Origin of the sequence: Pandoraea sp. CB10b_02 (assembly GCF_002216225.1) — a bacterium.
Taxonomy (GTDB): domain Bacteria; phylum Pseudomonadota; class Gammaproteobacteria; order Burkholderiales; family Burkholderiaceae; genus Pandoraea; species Pandoraea nosoerga.
This window is the reverse complement of the sequence record NZ_NJGW02000001.1, coordinates 32,140-55,425: the sequence shown is the minus strand read 5'-3', so window position 1 is coordinate 55,425 and position 23,286 is coordinate 32,140. Positions and strand designations below refer to the sequence as shown.

Sequence of the window (23,286 nt, the reverse complement as noted above, 5' to 3'; positions counted from 1 at the left end):
ATGATACCGGGCCCGCCAGCCTTGCCGGGGCCACGTCCGCGAATCTGACCGGCGCGCAACGCCGCCGGTGCGACTCGCTTACTTCCCTTCCAGCGCCTTCTGGGCCGGCGAGCCGCCCGACTGGGACTCGTTGCGGCGTTGGTCCGACTTCTGCTTGCGCTCGATGGCTTCCTGCTGCTTCTGGTTGTACTTGCGCACGTTCTCTTCGCGCTCGGCCGCCTTCTGCGCGGCCGATGCCTTGGCATCCTCGAGCTTCTTTTGCTGCTCGGCCTGCTTGGCATTGTACTGCTCGACGTTGGCCGCGCGTTGCGGGGCCTGGCCCGTGCGCTCGGTCACGCGCTGCTGGTATTCGGCTTGCTTGGCTTCGTAGTCCGCCACGTTCTGCGCACGCTCGGCAGCGCGTTGCGGCGCCTCGGCTGCCGTCTGCGCCCGCTTTTCGGCCAGACGTTGCTCGCGCTCCTGCGCACGCGCCTTGCGCTCCTGATCCTCGAGCACAAGACGCTGGCTGCGAATGGCCTTGAGGGCCTCGCGCTGCGCGTCGCGCGCCTTGTCGATGCAGTAGTTCACGAAGAACTTCGACGCGCATTCGTACTTCGCTTCCTCGAACCGGTAATCCACCCATGCGCGCTGACGCTCGAGCAAGGCGCGACGGCCGGCGAAGTCGTCCTGTGCGGGATGCAGATCGAGCTGATCGTCGTATGCCACCGGCGTGTCGTCCTCGGCCGCTGCCGCGGCCGACGCCGCGCTTGCGGGCGACGGTATGCGATCGGCGGTGGCATCGAACGGCACCTGCGGCACGCGAAGTTGTTCGGTCGTGCGCCCGGCGGCCTCGGTGGCCGACAATCCCTGCGCGAGCGATACGCCGGGCCAGACACTGACCGCTGCCACGCTGCCGAGCGCGGCAAATGCGGTGAGCGACACGCCAACATGGCGGCGCGAAAACAATTTTGCGAAGGAAATCATGAGGTTGAGCAGAGTGATGTCAAATTTTAGCATTGCCCGCCCGGACGCGTCCGCCGTTTATGGCAAAATGCCCCGCTCCTGGCACTTGGGTAATTCGCAACACTCATGACGCAAAACGTAGCTCTTCAGATCGTTCAACGCATCGCTGCCGAACTTAGCGTGCAGCCGCGTCAGGTCGCTGCCGCCGTGCAATTGCTCGATGAAGGCGCCACCGTGCCATTCATCGCGCGCTACCGCAAGGAAGTGACGGGCAACCTCGACGACACCCAATTGCGCACGCTGGAAGAACGCCTGCTTTATCTGCGCGAGCTGGAAGATCGCCGCGCCGCGATCCTCGCGAGCATCGACGAACAGGGCAAGCTCACCGACGAACTGCGCACCGCCATCGAGGCGGCCGACACGAAGCAGACGCTCGAAGACCTTTATCTGCCGTACAAGCCGAAGCGCCGCACGCGTGCGCAGATCGCCCGTGAGGCCGGCCTCGAGCCGCTCGCGCAGGCGCTGCTCGCCGACCCGACGCTCGATCCGCAAACCGAAGCCGCCAGGTTCGTCGACGCCGGCAAAGGCGTAGCCGACGTCAAGGCTGCGCTCGACGGCGCGCGCGACATCCTGTCGGAGCAATTTGGCGAGACGGCCGAACTGCTCGGCAAGCTGCGCGACTACCTGTGGACTCAGGGCGTGGTGTCCTCGAAAGTCATCGAAGGCAAGGAAAACGAGGAAGGCGAGAAATTCCGCGACTACTACGACTATGACGAGCCGATCTCGGCCGTCCCGTCGCATCGCGCGCTCGCCCTCTTCCGCGGCCGCAATCTCGGCATCCTGATGGTCAAGCTCGGCCTCGGCGAAGAGCTCGACGCCCAGGTGCCGCACCCGTGCGAAGGCCTGATTGCCGGGCACTTCGGCATTCGTCAGCAAAACCGCGCCGCCGACAAGTGGCTGGCCGACGTGTGCCGCTGGTGCTGGCGCGTGAAGGTGCAGCCGCATCTCGAGTCCGAGCTGCTCACGCAACTGCGCGAGCGCGCCGAGAACGAAGCGATTCGCGTGTTCGCGCGCAACCTCAAGGCGCTGCTGCTGGCCGCACCGGCCGGCCCGAAGGGCGTGATCGGCCTCGACCCGGGCCTGCGCACCGGCGTGAAGGTCGCCGTCGTCGACGCCACCGGCAAGCTGCTCGGCACCGACACCATCTATCCGCACGAACCGCGCCGCGACTGGGAAGGTTCGATTTCACGCCTGGCCAAAATCGCGGCCGCCACGGGCGCGCAGCTCGTGAGCATCGGCAACGGCACGGCGTCGCGCGAGACGGACAAGCTCGCGCTCGAGCTCATCAAGCGCCACCCCGAACTCAAGCTGCAGAAGATCGTGGTCTCGGAAGCCGGCGCCTCGGTGTATTCGGCCTCCGAATTCGCCGCCAAGGAATTCCCGGAACTCGACGTCTCGCTGCGCGGCGCCGTATCGATCGCTCGGCGCCTGCAGGACCCGCTCGCCGAGCTGGTCAAGATCGAGCCGAAGGCCATCGGCGTCGGCCAGTACCAGCACGACGTGAACCAGCGGGAGCTGGCGCGCATGCTCGACGCCGTGGTCGAGGACTGCGTGAACGCGGTGGGCGTGGACGTGAACACCGCGTCGGTCCCGCTGCTCGCGCGCGTGTCGGGCCTGAACAGCACGCTCGCGAAGAACATCGTGGACTTTCGCGACAGCAACGGCCCGTTCCCCAACCGCGAGGCGCTCAAGAAGGTGCCGCGTCTTGGCGACAAGACCTTCGAGCAGGCTGCCGGCTTCCTGCGCGTGAATGGCGGCGACAACCCGCTCGATCGCTCGTCGGTGCACCCGGAAGCCTATCCGGTCGTCGAGCGCATTCTCGCCAAGATCAAGAAGTCCATCGGTGACGTGATGGGCAACGGCCCGGTGGTGCGCAGCCTGTCGGCGAACGAATTTGTCGACGAGCGTTTCGGCTTGCCGACCATCAAGGACATCCTGACCGAGCTCGAGAAGCCGGGCCGCGATCCGCGTCCCGAGTTCAAGACCGCGACGTTCCAGGAGGGCGTGGAGAAGCTGACCGACCTGAAGCCGGGCATGCAGCTCGAAGGCGTGGTGACGAACGTGGCCGCATTCGGCGCGTTCATCGACATCGGCGTGCATCAGGACGGCCTGGTCCACGTGTCCGCCATGTCGACGAAGTTCATCAAGGACCCGCACGAAGTCGTGAAGGCCGGCGACATCGTGAAGGTCAAGGTGCTCGAAGTCGACCCCCGCCGTCAGCGCATCTCACTTACCATGCGTCTGAACGACGACCTTCCGGCCGCCGGTGCTGGCGAGCGCGCTGGCAACGGTGGCGCCCAGCGCCACGGCGGCGGTGCGCAGCGTGGCGGCGGCGCACCCCGCCAACGCGAGCCGGAGACGATCAGCGCCATGGCCGCCGCCTTCGCCAAGCTCAAGCGTTGAACTCGCGCGCGATGTCACCCTCGGCGCGAAGGTGGCGTCCGTGCGAGGGCGAACGACGTGTCGCAATGAAAAAGCCCGCTCCATCGAGCGGGCTTTTTTCGTGGGACGACGCCTGAGATTGCGCGCGCGGCGGCAATGCGAGACCGGCGCGGCATGTCGCCTCCGCACCGCGCACGCTGCCTCAGATTTCGATCTTCGTGCCCAACTCCACGACGCGGTTCGCCGGAATGCTGAAGAAGTCGGTGGGCTTGGCCGCGTTCTGATGCATCCACGCGAACAGACGCTCGCGCCAGATCGACATTCCCGGCAGCTTCGTCGGCACCACGGTCTCGCGCGCGAGGAAGAACGACGTGTCCATCAGCTCGAAATGCATGTCCGTCTTCTCCTCGAGCAGATGCAGCACCTCCTTCACATCGGGCGTCTCGTTAAAGCCGAAGGTCGCCACCACGCTGTAAAGGCCGCCGGTGTGGTCCTTGACCTCGATGCGCGTGGCGTCCTCCACGTAGGGCACGTCCACCGTGCGGAAGGTAAGGAAAATCGTGCGCTCGTGCAGGATACGGTTGTGCTTGAGGTTGTGCAGCAGGCTCACCGGCACGAGCGTGTTGCCGCCGGTCAGATAGATCGCCGTGCCGGCCACGCGATGTGGCGGATGCGCGAGCAGCCCCTGCAGGAAGGGCCCGAGCGGAATACCGTCGGCGGCCGTGCGCTCACGCAGCAGCTGACGGCCCTTGTGCCACGTCATCAGCATGAAGAACAGGAATGCGCCCAGCGCGAGCGGCAGCCAGCCGCCCTCTTCCACCTTGATCAGGTTGGCGCCGAAGAACGCGAAGTCGACCACCAGAAAGCCCGTGATAATCAGCGCCACGAGCAACTTGTTCCAGTTCCACACCTTGACCATGACTACGCACGCGAGAATCGTCGTGATGACCATCGTCGTCGTCACGGCGATACCGTATGCCGCCGCCAGGTTGCTCGAGGACTTGAACGCCAGCACGATCCAGATGATGACGAGCAGCAGCGACCAGTTGATCACCGGCATGTAGATCTGGCCGATTTCACGATCGGACGTGTGCAGAATCTTCATGCGCGGCACGTAGCCGAGCTGAATCGCCTGGCTCGTGAGGGAGAACGCCCCCGAGATCACCGCCTGCGAGGCGATGACCGTGGCCGCAGTCGCCACGATCACGAGCGGCAGGAGCGCCCAGTCCGGGGCCAGCAGGAAGAACGGGTTCTCGATGGCCTTCGGGTCGGACAGCAGCAAGGCACCCTGGCCGAAGTAGTTCAGCGCCAGCGCCGGGAAGACGAGAAACGACCACGCGAAGCGAATCGGCCGGATGCCGAAGTGACCCATGTCCGCGTAGAGCGCTTCGGCGCCAGTGAGCACGAGGAACACGGAACCGAGCACGATATACGCCTGCAGCGCGTGCGTGCGGATGAAGTGAATGCCGTAGTAAGGATTGATCGCCTTGATGATCTCCGGCGCCGCCACGATGTTGTAGAGGCCGAGCACGCCGAGGATCAGGAACCACGTCACCATCACCGGTCCGAACAGGCGGCCGACCTTGGCCGTGCCGGACTTCTGCATCGAGAACAGGACGATCAGAATGACGATCGTGATCGGCAGGACGAAGCGCGAGAGCGACGGTGCGGCGATCTCCAGGCCTTCGACCGCCGACATCACGGAAATGGCGGGTGTGATGACGGCGTCGCCGTAGAACATGCACGCGCCGAACATGCCGAGCATCATGAGCACCGACGCCCATCGGCCGCCGCCGCGCACGCTGCGCAGGCTCAGCGCCATGAGGGCGAGCACGCCGCCTTCGCCTCGGTTGTCCGCTCGCATCACGAACAGCACGTACTTCAGGGAAACGACGACCACCAAGGCCCAGAACAGCAGCGAGATGATGCCGAACACGGCCTGTTGGTTAAACGGAATGCCGTGCTGCGGATCGAAACATTCCTTGAGCGCATAGAGCGGGCTGGTACCGATATCGCCGAAGACCACGCCGATGGCCGACACCATGAGCGCGGGCAAAGCCTGACGGCGCTGCCCGTGTCGAATGTTTTGCGTCATAAGGTTTGGGTAATCGCAATATTGCGCTGCACAAAATGGCCGCTATTCTAACTGGGCGCCGGTTCCCTCGCCAGTCCGGGCAGGTCCTGAGTGCCGGGCGTCCTGCATGACGGGCTTCGCTAGGATAATTCGAGCCGCACGCCGTGACCAGTGCGATGGGGCAAGGGTTTCACCGATGTTATGCCGCCGGGCTCCGGGCTTGTGGACGTCCGTTTGCAAGTTGCAAATGCGCGACATATCCCGGCCATGACGGACTGCCTGTCGACAGGCTTGCCGATTGGGTGTAGCGCGGCACCCCGCCGGGCCGCGGTCGGCCATGTCGCAACGAAAAAAGCCGCCCGGAGGCGGCTTTTTGTACATCCGGGGCCCTGAGTAGCCCCGTCGTTCAACGGCGGCGGACCGGCTTGCGGCCGCTGGCGTTCTTGACCGAGCGCACGAGATCGGAGTCGGCGCTGTTCTGCTCGGCTTCGAGCGAGCGGATCTGGCCTTGCAGGTCGGTCAGGCGGATGCGGGCTGCCGTGCGTTCCGTCTCGAGCGCCGAAGCCTGTTCGCGAATGGCCTGCTGGTTCTGTGCCAGGGCCTGCTCCTGCTGACGCTGGATCGCGAGATCGTTCTGCACCGCGTTCAGGCGCGCTTCGCTCTCGGCGAGCTGGCGCTCCATCAACGCCTTCTGTGCTTCGAGCTTGATACGGCGGATCTCGACGTCGGCGAGTACCTGCGTCTGGCGCACGAAGTCGCCGTAGAGCGCCTCGGCCTTCTTCTCGTTGTTGAGCTTGACCACGCGCCAGAACTGGCCTTCGTGGAACAGGGCCACGTAATAACCCATCGTCTGGGGATAGAACAGCAGGCTCGCGCCGTAGCGGCCGTTGTACGTGGTACGGAGTTCGGTGACTTCCTTGTTCTGGATGCGATCGCGCAGTTCCTGGATCGTCCCCGATGCGGCAGGCTGCGCCCCAGCCGTTGCGGACACTGCCGGAGCCGCGAGCTGGGCGGGCGCCGCACCGGTCACATCCTTGACGGCTTCAGCTGCGCCTGCTGACGTCCCCCAGGCAGCCAGGCATGCCACCCCCACGCCCAACCAAAACCGCCCCCGGCAATCACTGATTTTCATCTGATCTGTTTTCCTGTTATCGACCGAGCCGTTTCAGGCCCTTGTTCGTCGCATTCATTCGCCACCCCGGACTCCGTCCCGAGGATCTGAGACCTGCGTATTTGTGGAATGATAACCGCATGCCCGCAATAGCCGACAATTCTATCCATTGACAGGCGCTCTTCCAAGCGGGGAATGCGCAATTGTGGCCGCCCCATTTCATCTGTTGACACCGCGCAACTCCAGGGGGCGCCGGGTTCCGCACGGGCGAACTCGCTTGTCGGAAAAATCCCGTCATACGACGGCGTTTCGAGGCCTGTCCCACGCAGGATGGGGAGTGCCGGGCGAGCCCCGGCGTCTCAAGCCTCGTACTCGTTGGCCAGTTCCGAGTCGTTGCCGAGAATCTGGTATTTGCGCATTTTCTCCCACAGGACCTTGCGACTGATGCCCAGCGCGTTGGCCGTGTCCTGACGGCGCCAGCCGTTGGCGTCGAGCGCGGCGACGATGCGGGCGCGCTCGGCCGCGTCCCAGCGAGCGCGGTCGACCAGTGCGCCGCCGCGCGCCACGTCGTCGCCGCGTGCGGCGGGCGCCGGTGAGAGCGCCTCGAAGATCGGGCGAATGCGCCGCTCGTCCCACGCCCCCAACTGGCGATAGATGATGCCCACGCGCTCGGCGATGTTACGCATTTCCCGGACATTGCCCGGAAACACCCCGACCTCGACCAGCTCGCGCAACCACGGCGGCACTTGCGCGCCGATCTCGCCGTCGCCCACGACCTTGCCGAGATACGCCGTGAAGACCGCCAGCTTGTCGACGGGGCCGCGCTCTTCCAGGCTGGGAATGCGCAGCTCGATCACGGCAAGGCGATAGAACAGGTCCGCACGGAACAACTCTTCGCGCACCATCGCCTTGAGGTTCTTGTTGGTCGCCGCGACCAGTCGGAAGTCGAGCTTGACGGGCTGCGCCGAGCCCAGACGCGTCACCGCGCTGTCCTCCAGCACGCGCAGCAGCTTGACCTGCTGATACAGCGGCAGATCGCCGATTTCGTCGAGGAACAGCGTGCCGTCGTTGGCCTGCTCGAAATAGCCCTTGTGCGAGTAGAGCGCCCCTGTGAACGCCCCTTTGGCATGGCCGAAGAAGTGCGACTCGAAGAGCCCGTCGGGAATCGCGCCGCAGTTCACCGCCACGAACGGCCCCTGACCGTAGTGGCTGTGCTTGTCGTGCAGCAGCCGTGCAATGCGTTCCTTGCCGACGCCCGTCTCGCCGTGAATCAGCACGTTCGAATCGCAGTCGGCGAACGCGTCGACTTCCGCGAGCAGCGCGAGCATGGCGCTCGATTGCGCGACGAGCGGATCGCTCGGCGCCGGCGCCTTGTCCGCCTCGGCGATGGCGCCCGCGAGCTTGAAGATGAGCGTGCGCAGTTCGGCGCCGGTGAAGTCGAGCGTCAGGATGTTGCTGTATTCCGGCGGATAGACCCGCGGATCGTTCTCGCGCGGGGAAGTCGCCACCCAGATGACGGGCATGCCGTGGCCCAGTTGCCACTCATGCGCGTTGGTGGAAGCGCCCTCGATCACCGACACGCTCACCACGGCGATAGACGGCCTCGCCTTCGTGCGCTCGCGCGACAGATCCATGCCGTCGGCACGAATGACCTCCATGTCGAAGCTCGCGAGACAGTGCGCGACGCGCTCGGCAATATCCGACTTGCCTTCCCACACGTACACGTCGAGATCTTCACGTATTGGCTTGCTTTTCATGCTGTTCCGCTGGTCGCCGGATACCACGGGCATCCGTCATGATGAAATCCGGTGCGGCCGCCCCGGGGGACGTCCGCACGCCTGGCCGTCTCGGTCGGGCCCATCGCTTCGTACATCCGCACATCCGCATATCTGCGTTTCCCCACTTCGCCGCTAATACACCAGTTGCACGAGGCCGTTCTGGCAGTTGATGCTGTCCACCGTTACCGTGGTCATGCCCAGCTGGATGCCGAGCGACGTGAGAAGCGTGTTGAGCAGCGTGCTCAACGGCGTGAGCAGCGGGTTGAGCAACGTATAGAGAATGCTGCCGAGCACGGGCGATATGTCGCTCGTGCCGATCGAATTCGATACGGCGTTGATGCGACATGCATTTGCAGCACTCCCGCCGAGATTGCAAACGAGATCCGAGAGGCCGCCGAGCAAGCCGTTCACGATGCCGCCCAGCGTGTTGACGAGCCCCGTTACCAGCCCGCCGACGCCGCCCACGACCTGCGGCAGGTTCAACGTCAGGACACCGCCCAGCGTGCTGCCCAGTGCATTGGTCGTCGCCTTCAGTCCCGATGCGGCCGAACTGAGAAACGCGTTGACCGTCGAGATCGTCGCGCCGGCCGCCGCGGCCGGCACGTTGTTCACGAGTCCGGTGCCGAGCGCGCCTGTGCTGGCGCTCGCCGACGCACTCACGTCCAGCGACAGACCGGCCAGCAGGCCGCCGACGATCGAACCCAGATTCACGCTCGTTCCGATCGGTCCGACGCTCTGCGGAAACGGACCGCTGAACGTGATCGGCGCCGGTGCGCTGGAGGCGAGCGACAGATTGACGTTGGCGTTCACGTCGATCAGGCCGAGCAGCCTCGCCACCGTCGTGCGCTGCGTCATGAGCGTCGTGCAGCTCGCCGTATTGGTCGCCATGTTCACGCCGCTGGCCGTACCGCCCACGCACACGTTCACCAGCCCGGAATTCACCTGTAGCGTCGCCGCTGGCGTCGCCCCGCATTGCAGGGCCGTTACCGTGGCGCTCGACTGCGCCAGTTCGAGCACGAGCGGCAGGTTCAGCGTCGTATTGAGACCGCTCAGCAGTCCGCCAAGCAACGAGACCGGCCCGGTCGCGCCGGGATTGACGCTCACGAAAAGACGCAGCTGCGCCGACGTGGCCGTCGCGCCGACGCCGCCGACGCCCACCTGCGGCGGCGCGACCACCCGTGCATAGACCGACAGCCCGAGCGTATTGACGGGTGCGCTGATCGAGATCGCGTTGGTGCCGTTCGCACCGATGATGGCGGCAGTGATCAGGTCCGCGACACCGATGTTCGCCGTGAGCGCGTTCGCGGCGCTGACGCCCGCCGCGTCGATATTCGCGATGATCCCGGGCGTGGTGGCCGTGCTGAGCAGATTGATCGGCAGATTCAGCACCGGGCTGCCGGCGAATACGCTGATGAGGTTGTTCATCGCGGTGACCGACGCCGAGAGCGCACCGTTTTGCGTCGCGAGCGCCGTATTCGTCGCGCTGAGCAACGAGCCCACCGTGAGATTCCTCACCGCGGCCACGCCCGTGAGCGAAGCCACCGACACGTCGCCCGTGATCGGTACGCCCAGCGCCTGCAGAATGCCTTTCGGCGTGACATTGACGCCTACGAGTTGCTGCGCCGCGCCCACATAGAGCGACGGCGATATCCCGATGGTGTTGAGCAGCGGTGCGAGGACCGAGTTGCTCGTGTTGAGGGCGAGCAGGCCCGAGTCGACCGTAAACGTCACCACCGCCGGCGCCTTGCGGGCGATGGCCGTGGCCGTGATCGTGCGATTGCCTGTGAGCCGGAAGAACGACGGTACCGTGAGCGAGAGCGTGACCTGCACCGCGTTGCCGCTCGCGGCATTGCCCGAGCTCACCGCGGCGAACGTTCCGGGGCCCGTGGCGTTCGCCGCGGGCGAGGTCCAGATGCCGCACGCCGACGTGACCTGCAATCCGCTCACGTTGCTGCCCATGTTCGACGTCACGTTGGCCTGCGCCACGGCGGCATACGACGCGGCGTTCGCACAGCCCGGCAGCGTCTGCGCACCGGCGAGCGCCGCCATGTCCGCGGCGCGCTGCAGGTCGCGCCGCTTCATGAACGCATACCCGGCGTCGATCGCGAACGCGAGAACCAGCGCGACGATCACGAAGGCGAAGGCCACGATCGGCACCGAGCCGCGCTGCCGCGCGCCGGGTGGAACACGAACGAAATGGCGCACACGCGCACGCGCAGTCATGTCACGTCACTGGCTGGCGCCAGCCCCCGCCGCCGCCGGTGCGGCTCCGCCACTGCCACTGTTGTTGCCCACCCCGCTCTCGGTTTGCACCATCGTCGGATAGAACTGCGGAATCGCGTAGGTGAAGCTGTCCAGATAGCGCTTGTATGCGCGCGACGCGGTGGCGCCCAGCATCGGCAGCCCCGGGCCTGCCGCGAGGTTGCTCGCCTGGAGCGCCAGCAACGCCTCGGTTTCATCACCGAGCATGCCGTCGGACGCATGTTCGCCGACCCGCAGCGGCGTGGTGCGGCGCACGACGTTGGCCGGCACCCTGGCAGCCGGTGCCGCCTGCTGCCCCGCCTGCGAGGCCTGGACGACCCGCGGCTGCGCCGCGCCGGCGGCCACATCGCCGGCCACATCGCCGGCCACTTGCGCCGATTGCGCCGATTGCGCCGATTGCGCCGATTGCGCCGATTGCGCCGATTGCGCCGATTGCGCCGGCGGCGCGACGGTGCGCGCGTTCGCGTCGGCCGCGGCACTGGCACTGCCCATCGTCCCCGTGATCGGCGCGCTGATTTGCGCGACAGCGCTACCTGCCCATACAGCGGACACGGTGAACGCGGCGAACATGGCGCCGAACCTGGCGAGCCTGGCGAGGGCGATGAACGCGGCGGCGTGCCGGCGTCCGGCCGCGTGCGTGCGCATGCCCGCCTTTGCTGTGAACTTCCGGACTGCCATCATCCCGTCTCCCTCCTGTTGCGTGAGCCTGCCTGATGTGCGCCGCCATGCGTGGCGGGGGCGCCCGCGCACGAGCGTCTTCGCGCGACTTGCCTTACTGTGAGTGGCCGAACCGATCGAGCAGCGACGTCGGCATGTCGCTGCGCGACGCATCGCTCGCACGTGCGAGCTTCGCTTCGGCGGCTGCCTGCGACGCCGCGCCGGCAGCCGCCCCCGCCCACCCCGAACTGCTCTCGCCGGCGCCCAGACGCACGACCACCGGGCCGTCCGCTGCCAAAGCGCGCGCCGACGACGGCGTCGCCTTGCCCGCGGCGTCTGGCGGCACGGGCGGCGCGGGTGGGGCGGGCCGCAGTGACGCCTGCGCCGCCGCGCGGCGCGCGGCCATCTGCGCGCGGATATCCGCCGCCAGCTTGTCGATGGCCTCGCGCGTGGCCTGCGGCATCTTGGCCTGTGCCATCATCTCGTCGGCGCGCGAGCGCTCGCCCGCGACCACCAGATACACCGCCAGATTGCCGAGCACCTTGCGGCTGTCCGGACGCAGTTCCGCCGCTTGCGCGAGCGGCACGCGCGCGCCGCTCGCATCGCCGCTGCACAGCAGCGCGAAGCCTAGGTCGCTCAGATAGAACGCTTCGGTCGGCGCACGGCTGACCGCCTCGCGCAGCGCCCGCGCGGCGCCCGCATAGTCCTTTCGCTGCGCCGCCACCAGCCCCGTGCCGTGCCAGGCCGCAGCGGCCTGCGGGCCGTCGAGCAGCGCGCCGTAAGCTTGCAGCGCCGCGTCGGGCTGGCCGGTCTCGCGCAGCGCGTCCGCCCGCAGGATGTCGATGTCGGGTGCCGATCCATACTGAATCCGGAACTGGTCGATATGCGCGAGCGACGCGAAATACGACCCCTGCTCCTGCATCTGCCGGATCATCGACAGATACAGTTCTCGCGAATCGGGCCGGGCCGCCCTGGCATGGGCCTCGTCGTTCTGCTGCGCCTGCATGAGCGCCGCGGCCGACGGTGCGCCGTAGCCGCCGATGCGCGGGCCGCCGCACGCCGAGAGCGCCGCGGCACACAGTGCGCCCAGCAGCGCGTTGACCGCCGCCCGGCCGGTGCGGCGCGCGCGGGGCGCCCCGATCCATCGTGTCTGAGGAGATAGGGTCACGGCATGGCCTCCATCGATTTGGCCAGCGACAAAAGCGCCGGCCCCGCCACCACCAGCATCAGCGCGGGCAGAAGCGTGACCATCATGGCGAGCGTCATCTTCACCGTCAGCTTGCCGATGCGCTCCTTCATCGCCTGACGCCGCTGCTCGCGCAGGCGATCGCTGAACTGCTGCAGCGGTTCCTGCACCGCGCCGCCATGCTGCTCGACCTGCACGATGAGACGAACCAGTGCGCGCAGATCGTCGTTGTCGTACACCTCGCGCAGGCGGCCCATCGACGCCTCGCGGCCACGCCCCGAGGCGTACTGGCGGTTGGCGTTCTCGAATTCCTTCGCGAGGATTGGCAGCACTTCGCGGAAATCGGACACGACCACATACAGGCTCTGATCCATCGACAGGCCCACGCCCTGCAGCAAGCGCAGCAAGTCGATGAGCAGCGGCAGTTCGTCGACCAGTTCGGCGCGGCGCTTCGCCGCCTTGCGCTGGATGTAGAACTTCGGCGCGAGCAGCCCGCCCCCCACCGCGCCGATCAGCCGCAGTATCGTGCCCAGTCCGCCACCGCCCGGAAACCAGAGCCACACGAGTACTGGCAGCACCACGGCCAGCGCCACGCGTGCGAACAGGAAAAGCGATTTGGCGCGCACGCTGTCGTAACCGCATTGCGCGAGCAGCAGGCGATCCTCGGCCGCGATGAGGTGCTGACCGAGGCGTGTCTCCGACCACCGCTTGCCGAGCGCCGCCGCGCGGTCGAACAACGCGCGCCAGCCGCGCCCGCCGCTTGCCATGTCGCCCGCTCCCTCATCCGGCAAGGCCATCGGCCCGGTCGCCGCGCGCAATGCGGCCAGCGCCTGTTGCCGGCGGCTCGCGAGCACCTGGTCGATGATGCGTTCACTGCGTCCCTGGCGCATCGCGCGCAGCAAAAGCGCCGAGGCGGCCAACAACAGCCCGGCGGCAACCAGCAGCAGGCCGAACATCATCCACAGGTGGGCGTCGGACGACAGCGACGACAAAGAGGCGGGCAACGAGTTCATGGCGTGGATTCCCTCGCGCTCAGAGCGACTTGGCCAGGCGGTACAGCACGAAACCGCCGAATACTTCCAGCCCGAGGCCGACGGCAAGCAGCTTCTGCCCGGACGTCTCCTGAAACATCGGCTCGAAGAACTTCGGGTTGAGCAGCATCAGCACCGCGCTCACGAGGATCGGCAAGGCCGCCAGCACCCAGGCCGACAGCCGCGTCTCCGAAGAAAGCGCGTACAGTTCGGCCTGCGCCTGTTCGCGATCGCGCATGAAGCCGGACATGCGCGAGAGGATCTGGTCGGCGCGCCCGCCAAAGCGTGTGGACAGGTCGACCACGGCGGCAAAGAGATAGATTTCCTCGACCTGGTACACGCGCGCGATCTGCTTGAGCGCGACGTCCAGGTCCACGCCCGCTTGCACCTGACGCACGGCGCGCTCGAGCAATTCGCGCAGCGGCATGTCGGCATTGCCCGCGGCGGTCTGGAACGCCGCCGGCAGGCTGTTGCCGACGCTCAGCATGCGCACCATGCCGTCCAGAAACACCGGCAGTTGACGCACGATGTTGCGGTGCCTGCGCGCCGCCTTGAGCCAGTAGCGCAGCACCACGCCGATGGTATACAACAGGAGCACGACGATGGCCGAGAGCGGCCCCTGCCAGATCCAGAACACGAGCCCGAGCGCCAGTCCCGGCACGATGAGCGTGGCGTAGAACGCCGGATCGGGCTGCACGCCGGCGCGCTCGAAGAAGAACTCCCATGGCAGCGACTTGCGGCGCGGCGCGCGCCTGGCCGCCGTCTCGCTCGGAGCGAAATGCGGTGCGTTCTGCGGTGCGTTCTGCGGTGCGTTGTGCGCAAGTTGCCGCTCGAGAAACGCACGGGTCGCCCGCTCCCTCTCGCGCTGGTGCGAGCGCCGCCACAGCTCCAGCCCTGCCGCGACGAGCAGCAATGCAATGCACAGGATCCACAGCAGGACGTGGTTCATCGCCGGCGTCCGAAGAAGCCGCCGCCCCCCGAGTCGGGCGGCGTGTTGCCCGGCGACGCGGCGGCGCCCGCATTGCGCGTGTGCTCCTTGTAGCGCTGCAGCTTGGGCGAGTGCGGCTGAATGCCGAGCGACACCCAGCGATCCTTCTCCTCGCCGTCCGGCCCCACGAACGATTCATGGCGATACAGTTCCTGCGTCGAGATTACCGTGTCGGAAACCCCGGTCACCTCAGTGATCGACAGTATCCGGCGTCGCCCGCTCGAGAGGCGGCCGATCTGCACGATGAAGTCGAGCGCGCTGGTGATCTGACGGCGCAGACTGCTCTCGCTGCCCTGAAATCCGGCGAATCCCGCGAGCATCTCGAGACGGTAGAGACATTCGCGCGGCGAATTCGCATGGATCGTCGCCATCGAGCCCTCATGGCCCGTGTTCATGGCCTGCATCATTTCGAGCACTTCCGAGCCGCGCACTTCGCCCACGATGATCCGGTCCGGGCGCATGCGCAGGCTATTGCGAATCAGGTCGCGGATCGTCACTTCGCCGGAGCCGTCGAAGCCGCCCTGGCGCGACTCCAGACGCACCACATGCGGGTGATTGAGCGAGAGTTCCGCGGTGTCCTCCACCGTCACGACGCGCTCGGTCGCGGGAATGAAGCTCGCCAGCGCGTTGAGCAGCGAGGTCTTGCCCGAGCTCGTCCCGCCGGAGACGAGAATGTTGCAGCGCGAGCGCACGGCCGCTTCGAGCAGGCCATAGATCTCTTCGTTGAAGCTGCCCAGCGCGAGCAGGTCGGACGGCTTGAGCGGGTCCTTGCGAAACTTGCGGATCGACACCACAGGGCCATCGACGGCGAGCGGCTCGATCACCACGTTCAGACGCCCACCGTCGGGCAGACGCGCGTCGACCATCGGGTTGGACTCGTCCAGACGCCGCCCGATCGGCGCGAGAATGCGTCGCACGATGCGCAGCAGATGCTGGTTGTCCGAGAAGCGCAGCGCCTCGCGCGCCAGCACGCCGCGGCGCGACACGTACACGTCGTTGTAGCCGTTGATCAGGATGTCTTCCACGGCCGGGTCGGCGAGCAGGTCCTCGATCGGACCGAAGCCGGCGAGCTCCTTCGTGAGCGCGTCCGAGATCTGGCGCAGTTCGGTCTCGTTGATCGGGATGCGCCGCAGGCGCACGAAGCCGTCCATCTCGAGATCGACGAACTGCTGGATGGCGCTGCGGCTCCAGCGGCCGAACTCTGCGCCGAGCTCCTCGATGCGCGCGAGCAGATGTTCGTGCGCCGCGGTCTTGATGTCCTGGAATTGCTGTGAATTGGCAAACGCGCGCCTGTCGTCGGCAAACTCGATGGAATCGGTCATGTCAGTGCTTTCCCATGAAGCGGCCGAGCCAGCCCGACGACTGGCGGTGCACGGCGGCGCCGGCGTGCTGCGCGGCGAGCAGCCGTTCGACGAGCGGCTGTAGCGCGCGCACGTATGGATCGCTGCGCGCGGTGTCGAGAATCAACTTGCCCTGATTGGTCGCCGAGAGCATGGCGAGCGGCCGGTCCGGCAGCGTGGCGAGCAGCGGCACGTCGAAGCGCTTGGCGATCTGATCGGCCGCCATGCCGTAGCGCGGGTCGTAGCGATTGAGCACGAGATGGAAATGGTGGCGCTCGACGCCGCGCTCCTCCAGATCGCGCAGCAGTGAGGCGAGCGACACGATCGCTCCCACGCTCTGGTCGACGACCAGCCAGACCTCGTCGGCCGCGCGCACCAGGCTCGCGACGAATGCCGGGTTGGAGAAGCCGCCCAGATCGGCCACGATGAGATCGAAGAACGCGCGCAGCCGATCGGTCAGCGCGAGCGCGTCGGCCGCGGCCACGGTGCGCATCTCGCCCAGGTCGAGCGGCAGCGGCAACACGGCCAGCCCGCTCGGCGCGTGCGAGACGGCCGTATGCACGAGCGTCTCGTCGAAGCGCCGCAGGTTCTGCACTGCCTCGGCGAAGCTGAACTGGCTCTGCGTGTTCAGATACAGCAGGCCATCGCCCGAGGGCAGCCCCAGGTCGAGCAGCGCCACGTGGCCGACCAGCGACGCGTCGAACGCGTCGCCCTTGCCGTCCGGGGCGCCTGCCTTCACCGCGCCCGCGTTGGTCGCGACGGTCGCCGCGGTCATGGCCTTGAGCGCCTTGGCGCGGGCGGCGCGCTCGGGCGCCGCGCCCACGCAGAGCTCCTGACCGAGCTGCGAGAGGTGTGCGGCCAGCGTGCTGCAACCCACGCCGATGCGCGCGCCGAGCAGCACCACGAAACGCCCGTGTCGCTGCGGCGAGGCAGACGTCGGCTCGGGCGTATGGTCGATCACGCGGCGCACGACGTCGAGCGCCTCTTCGTATGTCGAATGCATGTCGATGAAGTCGTGGACGCCGGCGCGCAGCGCAGCCTTCATGCCGTGCGCGTGCGCCATCGACCCCACCGCCACGAGCGGCAGCTTCGGCGCCACGCGCTTGAGCATCTGCGCGAGCTCGACGGCCTGCGCGATGCCGCCGTCGGGCTCGCCCGTCCGGCCTATCTCGCCCGTCTCGCCCGTCCCGCCTGTCTCGCCCGAGAAGTCGAGCAATACGACCTGCGGATCGAGATCGCCGATGCGCTGCTGCAACTGCGCCGGACGGCCTGCCTCCTGCAGCACCACGCCCGCTTCACGCAACGCCGCCGAGAGCCACTGCCCGTGGCCGGCATGTGCGCTGCAAAAGAGAAAGCGGTGCAACTCAGTCATGGTGTCCAGTATTCGCGTCGGTGCGTTCATTTTTGCACTCCTTACTACCCTGCCCCATCCCGTGTCCGTTCCATTGCGTTGTGCTCCGGTCTGGCTTGTGTACGGCGTTGTCCCGCGCGAGGCCTCTGCGTGCCATCGTCGCGGCGCCGGTGTTGCGTGGGGGCTGCATGATTGCCGCGCTGCCCCGCCTTGCCCATGCTGCCCGCGGCTACCTGGAGAATCCCGGCAACTCGCTGTCGCTCGCCCCGCCCATGAGGTAGGCGCCCCACACCGGACCGACGCGCTTCTCGCGCGTGTCGCCCGGCAGCGGCATGGCCACCCCTCGCGCCACGGGCTTGACCAGGTGCGGCGTGACCACGATCACCAGCTCCTTCTCGGCGCTGTTGTACTTCAGGTTGCGGAAGAACGCGCCGATGAGCGGCAGATCGCCGAGCAACGGCACCTTGTCGACTGCCGCGGTCGTCGTGCGCGAGATCAGACCACCGATGATGAAGCTCTCGCCGTCGCCGAGCTCGACCGTGGTGTCGGCGCGGCGCGTCGTGATTGCCGGAATCTGGATCGAGTCCGTCACGATCGCATTGGTGTAATCGATGTCCGACGCCTCGGGCGCCACCTTCAGCGCAATGCGGTTCGGCGAGAGAATCGTGGGCGTGACCGTCAGGCCCACGCCGAACGGCTTGTAGACCACCGTGGTCGTGCCAAGCCCGCCCGATTGCGGCACCGGAATCTCGCCGCCGGCAAGAAAGCTCGCGCTCTGGCCGGAGAGCGCCACGAGCGTGGGTGCGGCGAGCACGCGGCCCAGACCGTTCGATTCGAGCAGGTCGATCTCGGCCGACATACTGAACGCACCGCGCGTGATCGAGCCGAAGAACGAACCGAAATTCGTCACGTTGCCCGTGCCGCCGCTCGCGCCGCTGCGAAACGCCGAATTTAGCGACGAAGCCACCCCGAAGCTGCCCGAGCCGGTCTTCTTCGAAGCACTGAAGCTCGCACCCAGCTGATTGAGCGTGTTGCGATTGACTTCCACGATCTTCACGTCGACCTGCACCACGCCGGTCTCGCCCACGGTGGAGCGATCGACGACCACGCCGCCCTTGCCGCCAGCGTCCACCGCCGCCGCCTGCAGGCCGCTGTGCTCGAGGACCGTATTCGCGTGGCCCCGGATGATCGCGGCGTTGCCGCGTGCGTCAACGGACGCCGTACCGGTGTCGCCGAGCGCGCCTTGCAGGTCCCCGGTCACACGCACTTCCCAGCGCACGGGGTCGAGACCGCGCGGCCACGCGGCGACCTGCGTGGTGCCGGCCTTCTTGCCGACGAGCAGCACGGTGCCGCGCCGGCCGCCCGAGCCCTTGAGCACGACCACGTCGGCGACCGCCGGATCGGCCACCGCAACGCGCTCCAGGGCGCCCGGCACCGGCAGCTCGCGCTGCTCGTGCACGCCGATCGTGAGCGAGCGCGTGCCGCCCGACGCGGAACGGGCCGGATCGGCCGCGTCCGCGAGCCGCACCGCCACCGTGGCTGCACACGCGAGCAGCGCGGCGAAGCACAACAGCATTCCCTTGACGCGTCCGGTCTCTCGTGTGGCGCTGCGAACCTGGCTTCTGATCATGGCGTGGCGTATCGGTCACTGTGTCGGTTAAATGGCACGGCGCCTGGGGTCTGGCGTCGCCTCGATGGCTTGCGTGTCAGTAAGCGGCGCTCGTGCGTTCGGCGCCGCGCACCACTTCGATCATCCCCCCGCCGCCAGCGCCGCCCGAGCCGTTCCGCGGCGCTCGCTGCGCGCCCGCCGGCCGCACCGGCGCACCGGCGAGGCCCGTCGCGGCAATTCCGGCGTAAGCCTGGTTCTCCGGCGCATCGAGCGCCGTCCTGTCGTCCGCCTTCAGGCCGGGCTTGCCGGCGAGCACCGGCGGCGGCGGGGTGAACAGCGTGGTGTCCGGCGTGGCGTCGTCGCCCGGATTGCGTAACGCGAGCATGATCTTGCCCTGCTGCATGCCGAGCACCACGCGGTTGACGTCGGCCACCGGCACCGCGACCACGGCCGCCGTCGCGGGCATGGGCGCCTGCACGTTCACATTCTGCGGCGGGGGCGGCGGCGCACTGCCTGCCGCCGCCTGCACGGCGGAGGCCACCGACGGCGCGGCAGGCGGTGGCGTCACGTCGTCGAGCGACGCGCTGCCGTAGCTCAGCACACGCACCCGCGAAGCGAGCAGCCGCGATTGCGTATCGTCGGCCAGACCGACTGCCGGTCCGGGCGCTTGGTTGGTCTTCATCGTGAAGAACACGTCGACGTAGTCGCCGGGGCGGATACGATTGCTCACGCCGACGGTCTCCGTCACGGGAATGGCCACGGCGCGCTCGCCGGGGGCAAGCTGCATGGCAAGGCCGCGCGCGAGCGTGTTCTGCGTGACGGGAACGCCGGCGGCGAGCGCCACGAGCGGTACGCGACCGATGACGTCGGCCGGGTTGGCAAAGCCACCGGCGGTCTGGCTGTCGAACTGCACGAGCTTCACGCCATCGGCGCGAATCGGTTGACCGGCGGGGAGCGTCCTGGCCGCCACCACGGCCGGATAACGTTGCGTGAGTGTCTGCGCGAGCGGCGACGGCGCGGCTGCCGGGGCCGGCGCATTCGACATGCCCAGCCGCAACGCGAAGAGCGCCAGCAGCACCCCGGCGACGACGAGCACAGCGGCGAGAATCTTGGTGGCTTTGTTCATGGCTTGAGGCCTTGCGGCCGTTCACTCACAACTTGCAGGACGCCGGCGAGCCGGCGGCATAACAACCTGGCAAACGCTCACTGCAACCTTCTGCGCATTCTCCGGTGCTTTAACTGCCCCCCAGCGTGGACGTGTCGAGCGTGATCGCCGCCGTGCCGACGACGTATTGCGGCACCAGTTGGCCCAGCCCCGGCCAATTGACGGTCATCGGCTGAGTCAGCGTGAGCGTCACATGTACGATGCACTGCGAACTGCCGGCCGAGGCACCCGATGTCGGACACGGATACGTGCTGTCGGGCGTGAAGCTGGTGCTGACGGCCGACACCGACGGCCACGTCAGCGTATTCGTGATCGCCTGCGTGGCGTAGGTCTCGCGCTGCGACATGGTGCCCTCGCGCAGCATCGCGCGGCCGGCCTCCGAGGCGGCCTGGGTGAGCATCTGGCGAGCAAGGATGGTGATGGAAAAGGCGACGGCGACGTAAAACGCGGGCAGCAGGATCATCAGGATCAGCATGAATTCCAGTGCCGCGACGCCGCGCGCGCGCAGCCCTCGCAACCCTGATTCCGCCCGTGCCCCAGACCGCCTCATGACGATACCCCCCGTCGCGCACGGCGCGCCTGGCCGTGTCTGGCGACGCATTGATCTCGTTTCATCTGCGCGGCGTCGCCCGCGCCTCCCATGTTTTCGGTGCTACTTCGGTAGCACTCGTGGCGCCCCGGGCGTGCCCCTGCGCCGCCCGACGCCCGTTCGTCTCAAGCCGTCGTCTCAACCTGCAACATCGATCGCGCCTAGCGCACCACCAGCGCCGCTGCCGCCAGATAGGCCCCATACGGCAGTCCGACACGCCCTGCACGCCACTGCAAAATCCGCTGCCACACGCGCCGGCTGGCGAGACCCTCGCGCCAGCGCGCCAGCCACTTCATGCGAGCCGCGAGCAGCACCAGGGCATGCGCGCCGGCCGCCACGCTCGCCAGACACCAGACCGGCAACAGCGCCGGGTAACCTGCGACCAGCCCAATCAACGCGAACAGCTTCACGTCGCCGGCGGCCATCACGCCGCGCCACCAAAAAGGCAGCAGCGCGACCAATCCCAGCAGCGCCCCCAGTCCGTGGATCCGGATCGCGCCCGGCTCGCCGTGCCACGCGCGCCAGCCGATCCACGCCAGCGCGAGCGCCCCGACGCATAGCAGCCAGGCGTTCGGGATGCGGCGCGCAATCAGGTCGGTAAGGACGATCGGTACGCAAAGCAGCCACAACAACGTCAGCATGCGCGTCTCGCCTCAGTGCGAGGTGGCCGACGTTGCCGCCGACGTCACCGTGCTGAACGCACTCGAGAGCACCGCGCCCAGTCCCGTGAAGACGGTGGCACCGATGACGAGCGCGACGATGGCCGCAAGAATGCCGTACTCCAACGCCGTCACACCCCGCTCGCGGGATGGCCGGCGTGGTGAAGCCGCTGCCCTTGTTCTCATGGTTCGCATGGCCTGCATCCTCGCGAATACAGCATCCCGATCGTTCCGAACGATGCCGCCGCCCACGCGACCGGCATCCGTCCCCCTGTTATCCGGCCTGCCCGCCCGCCGGTCGATCCATCGACTGCGAACGTCGCACCGTCTTGTTCTGTGCTTGCGCGAGTGCGCGGGTCATGGCGCCGCAACGTATCGCGACGGGCACCGGCACGCCATGAATGCGCCGCCCATGCATCGATTGCCCGCGCGTGACGCGCCTGTCACGCGCCTGCTGCCGTCACCGCCGCCTGGATCTTGGAAAAGACGGAAGAGAACGTCGTGTTGAGACTTCCGAAAACCGTGCCGCCAATGACGATGGCAACGATCGCCGCGAGAATGCCGTACTCCAGCGCAGTCACCCCGCGCTCGTCGCGCGCAAACAGTCGAATACGATTGCCGAGTTTCATGTCTGTCTCCCTCAAAAAGGCGTATCACGCCCATTGGCACTCGCGGCCCGCCGTCATCACGGACGTCCGCCATATCGCTTATCAACTCTGGACTTCGACCCCGGGTTCGTTGCGCAGCAAGGCTTGCGAACCTCTTTTGCTCTGGACGCCACATTTTCTTTGCCTCTCGGATCAGAATTTTTGGCGGCATCCCATTTCTTCCGATGCTAATTTAAACTAAAACGCAAAAACTAGAGTCATGCTTCCAATCGCCCCGGAGAATGTAAGAAAACGTTACAGACGTTGCTCAAACAATACTCCAAAACAAGCTTGCGCAACGCACGCGAGGGAAAACCATGATTCGCATGCCGCAACATAACGCTCTCCAGTGCATGCAGCGCTTATTTAAATAACTATTCATCCATTTGGACGGTGTGATGTTTCGTCGCGCGAAGGAAAGCGGCAGCACCGTCATGGAGTCGGCGTTACTCACGCCAACAACCATTGCGCCGCGCGCGCCGGCGCCGGTTGCTCCGTCGGTTCCGCAGCAGCGTGTCGCCGTGCTACCGGTGTTGCGTCGTGTTATGCCGTGTTATGCCGTGTTATGCCGTGTTATGCGGCGCGGCGCGATGCAATGTCATGCCGCGCTATCTCCACGCTAACGCCCACCTTTCACTTGATTTCCGAATCCGCGCGAGCGCCGGCCTGGCGCTGCTTTAAGGCGCTTAAGCACCGTATTACTGTCTGCCGTCGATTTGCAATTGCCCGACATTACATGGATTAAGGGAAGCGGATACTGCAACTGGAATCCGCCGATTTGCTCGTCGATCGCGGACGTCACGAAAATCGGTTTTACATGCCGATTCCCGACCGGGCGTTACGTAACGTCACCCGTAACGCGCCCCGTAACGGGAACGGCATTCATGCCGGAACGCCGGTTTTTTTGATGGCGTTAACCCTGATTTTCAACACCCCCTCCCGTTCGCCGATCTCTCGATCGGAAAGATTCTTGTTTTCCAAAACGCAAATAAATACAGGCTTCTCGGGCGATCGAACAAAAAACTAGAGCAGTTATTCGGTCTCGCGCCCGGCGCTTGGCACACCTCTTGCGGATACCCCTGCAACGCAACGCTGAAGATCACCGGGGGACACCATGATCATTGGCAATACCAAGCAATCGACGCCGCGTCCTGTCGCCGTCGCGGCCGAGCGGCAACGCGTCGCTGCCGCGCAGCGCGGCGCCGCGCCCGAGAACGATCGTAGAGGCGCAAGCCCAGGGAGGGGCGGTGCACAAGGCGGTGGCGTACGCGCCACCGCCACACCGTTCGACGCCGCCGACGTTCGCGACGTCGGCCACACGAATTCGGGCCGTGCGATGACAGGCCCCAACAGCGCTGATGTCGACGCGCTTCTGTTCGCACTCATCGCACAACGCATGGACGACCGGCTGGCAGCACACGCCGTGCTCGCCTGACCACGCACAGACCAGAGGAA

The 23,286-nt window shown here is 66.7% G+C and carries 18 protein-coding genes and 1 pseudogene; 2 read left to right on the top strand and 17 right to left on the bottom strand.

Annotated features, from left to right (window positions below; all coding sequences use genetic code 11):
- Positions 1-78: 78 nt before the first annotated feature.
- On the bottom strand, positions 79-996 hold the full coding sequence (locus CDN36_RS00220; protein ID WP_287495685.1) for a hypothetical protein: 918 nt from the start codon (positions 994-996) through the stop codon (positions 79-81).
- Positions 997-1,068: 72 nt separating this feature from the next.
- Here CDN36_RS00220 and CDN36_RS00215 point away from each other — a divergent pair, with 72 nt between their 5' ends.
- Positions 1,069-3,405, top strand: coding sequence for a Tex family protein (locus CDN36_RS00215; RefSeq protein ID WP_287495684.1), 2,337 nt, complete (start codon positions 1,069-1,071; stop codon positions 3,403-3,405).
- 181 nt (positions 3,406-3,586) lie between these two features.
- Here the strand turns inward: CDN36_RS00215 and CDN36_RS00210 are convergent, their stop codons facing one another.
- The 16 genes and pseudogenes from CDN36_RS00210 to CDN36_RS00135 all read right to left on the bottom strand — a co-directional run bounded on the left by CDN36_RS00210 (position 3,587) and on the right by CDN36_RS00135 (position 21,813).
- Complete coding sequence (locus CDN36_RS00210) at positions 3,587-5,479, bottom strand: potassium transporter Kup (RefSeq protein WP_287495683.1); 1,893 nt, start codon at positions 5,477-5,479, stop codon at positions 3,587-3,589.
- Positions 5,480-5,864: 385 nt separating this feature from the next.
- Positions 5,865-6,590 carry a DUF2968 domain-containing protein gene (locus tag CDN36_RS00205; protein WP_150554194.1) on the bottom strand — a complete coding sequence of 242 codons (726 nt, stop codon included), beginning with the start codon at positions 6,588-6,590 and terminating at the stop codon, positions 5,865-5,867.
- Positions 6,591-6,928: 338 nt separating this feature from the next.
- Positions 6,929-8,326: a sigma 54-interacting transcriptional regulator gene (locus CDN36_RS00200; protein WP_287495682.1), complete on the bottom strand. Its 1,398-nt coding sequence runs from the start codon at positions 8,324-8,326 to the stop codon at positions 6,929-6,931.
- A 153-nt stretch (positions 8,327-8,479) separates the two neighbouring features.
- Positions 8,480-10,570: a pilus assembly protein TadG-related protein gene (locus CDN36_RS00195; protein WP_287495681.1), complete on the bottom strand. Its 2,091-nt coding sequence runs from the start codon at positions 10,568-10,570 to the stop codon at positions 8,480-8,482.
- A 6-nt stretch (positions 10,571-10,576) separates the two neighbouring features.
- Positions 10,577-11,290, bottom strand: coding sequence for a DUF3613 domain-containing protein (locus tag CDN36_RS00190; protein ID WP_287495680.1), 714 nt, complete (start codon positions 11,288-11,290; stop codon positions 10,577-10,579).
- Positions 11,291-11,381: 91 nt separating this feature from the next.
- Positions 11,382-12,434, bottom strand: coding sequence for a tetratricopeptide repeat protein (locus CDN36_RS00185; protein WP_287495679.1), 1,053 nt, complete (start codon positions 12,432-12,434; stop codon positions 11,382-11,384).
- Complete coding sequence (locus CDN36_RS00180) at positions 12,431-13,465, bottom strand: type II secretion system F family protein (RefSeq protein WP_287495678.1); 1,035 nt, start codon at positions 13,463-13,465, stop codon at positions 12,431-12,433. The genes CDN36_RS00185 and CDN36_RS00180 overlap by 4 nt, the downstream gene beginning before the upstream one ends.
- A 157-nt stretch (positions 13,466-13,622) precedes the next feature.
- A pseudogene (locus tag CDN36_RS22570) lies at positions 13,623-13,979 on the bottom strand (type II secretion system F family protein); the annotation flags it as partial.
- 449 nt (positions 13,980-14,428) lie between these two features.
- On the bottom strand, positions 14,429-15,793 hold the full coding sequence (locus tag CDN36_RS00170) for a TadA family conjugal transfer-associated ATPase (protein WP_150557480.1): 1,365 nt from the start codon (positions 15,791-15,793) through the stop codon (positions 14,429-14,431).
- Between the two features lies 1 nt (position 15,794).
- A complete protein-coding gene (locus tag CDN36_RS00165) occupies positions 15,795-17,183 on the bottom strand; it encodes a CpaE/TadZ family protein (protein ID WP_287495676.1) in 1,389 nt (462 codons plus the stop codon).
- A 208-nt stretch (positions 17,184-17,391) separates the two neighbouring features.
- On the bottom strand, positions 17,392-18,738 hold the full coding sequence (locus CDN36_RS00160) for a type II and III secretion system protein family protein (protein WP_206111471.1): 1,347 nt from the start codon (positions 18,736-18,738) through the stop codon (positions 17,392-17,394).
- 130 nt (positions 18,739-18,868) lie between these two features.
- Positions 18,869-19,897 carry a Flp pilus assembly protein CpaB gene (gene cpaB, locus CDN36_RS00155; RefSeq protein ID WP_287495675.1) on the bottom strand — a complete coding sequence of 343 codons (1,029 nt, stop codon included), beginning with the start codon at positions 19,895-19,897 and terminating at the stop codon, positions 18,869-18,871.
- Between the two features lie 109 nt (positions 19,898-20,006).
- A complete protein-coding gene (locus CDN36_RS00150) occupies positions 20,007-20,486 on the bottom strand; it encodes a TadE/TadG family type IV pilus assembly protein (RefSeq protein ID WP_277396695.1) in 480 nt (159 codons plus the stop codon).
- Between the two features lie 200 nt (positions 20,487-20,686).
- Positions 20,687-21,166 carry an A24 family peptidase gene (locus CDN36_RS00145; protein ID WP_206111464.1) on the bottom strand — a complete coding sequence of 160 codons (480 nt, stop codon included), beginning with the start codon at positions 21,164-21,166 and terminating at the stop codon, positions 20,687-20,689.
- A gap of 12 nt (positions 21,167-21,178) precedes the next feature.
- A complete protein-coding gene (locus tag CDN36_RS00140; protein ID WP_306440564.1) occupies positions 21,179-21,319 on the bottom strand; it encodes a Flp family type IVb pilin in 141 nt (46 codons plus the stop codon).
- Positions 21,320-21,627: 308 nt separating this feature from the next.
- Entirely contained in the window at positions 21,628-21,813 is a 186-nt protein-coding gene (locus tag CDN36_RS00135) for a Flp family type IVb pilin (RefSeq protein ID WP_150557476.1), read from the bottom strand.
- A 1,132-nt stretch (positions 21,814-22,945) separates the two neighbouring features.
- On the opposite strand from CDN36_RS00135, the gene CDN36_RS00130 reads away from it, so the two are divergent.
- Complete coding sequence (locus CDN36_RS00130; protein WP_150557475.1) at positions 22,946-23,266, top strand: hypothetical protein; 321 nt, start codon at positions 22,946-22,948, stop codon at positions 23,264-23,266.
- The last annotated feature ends 20 nt before the right edge of the window (positions 23,267-23,286 follow it).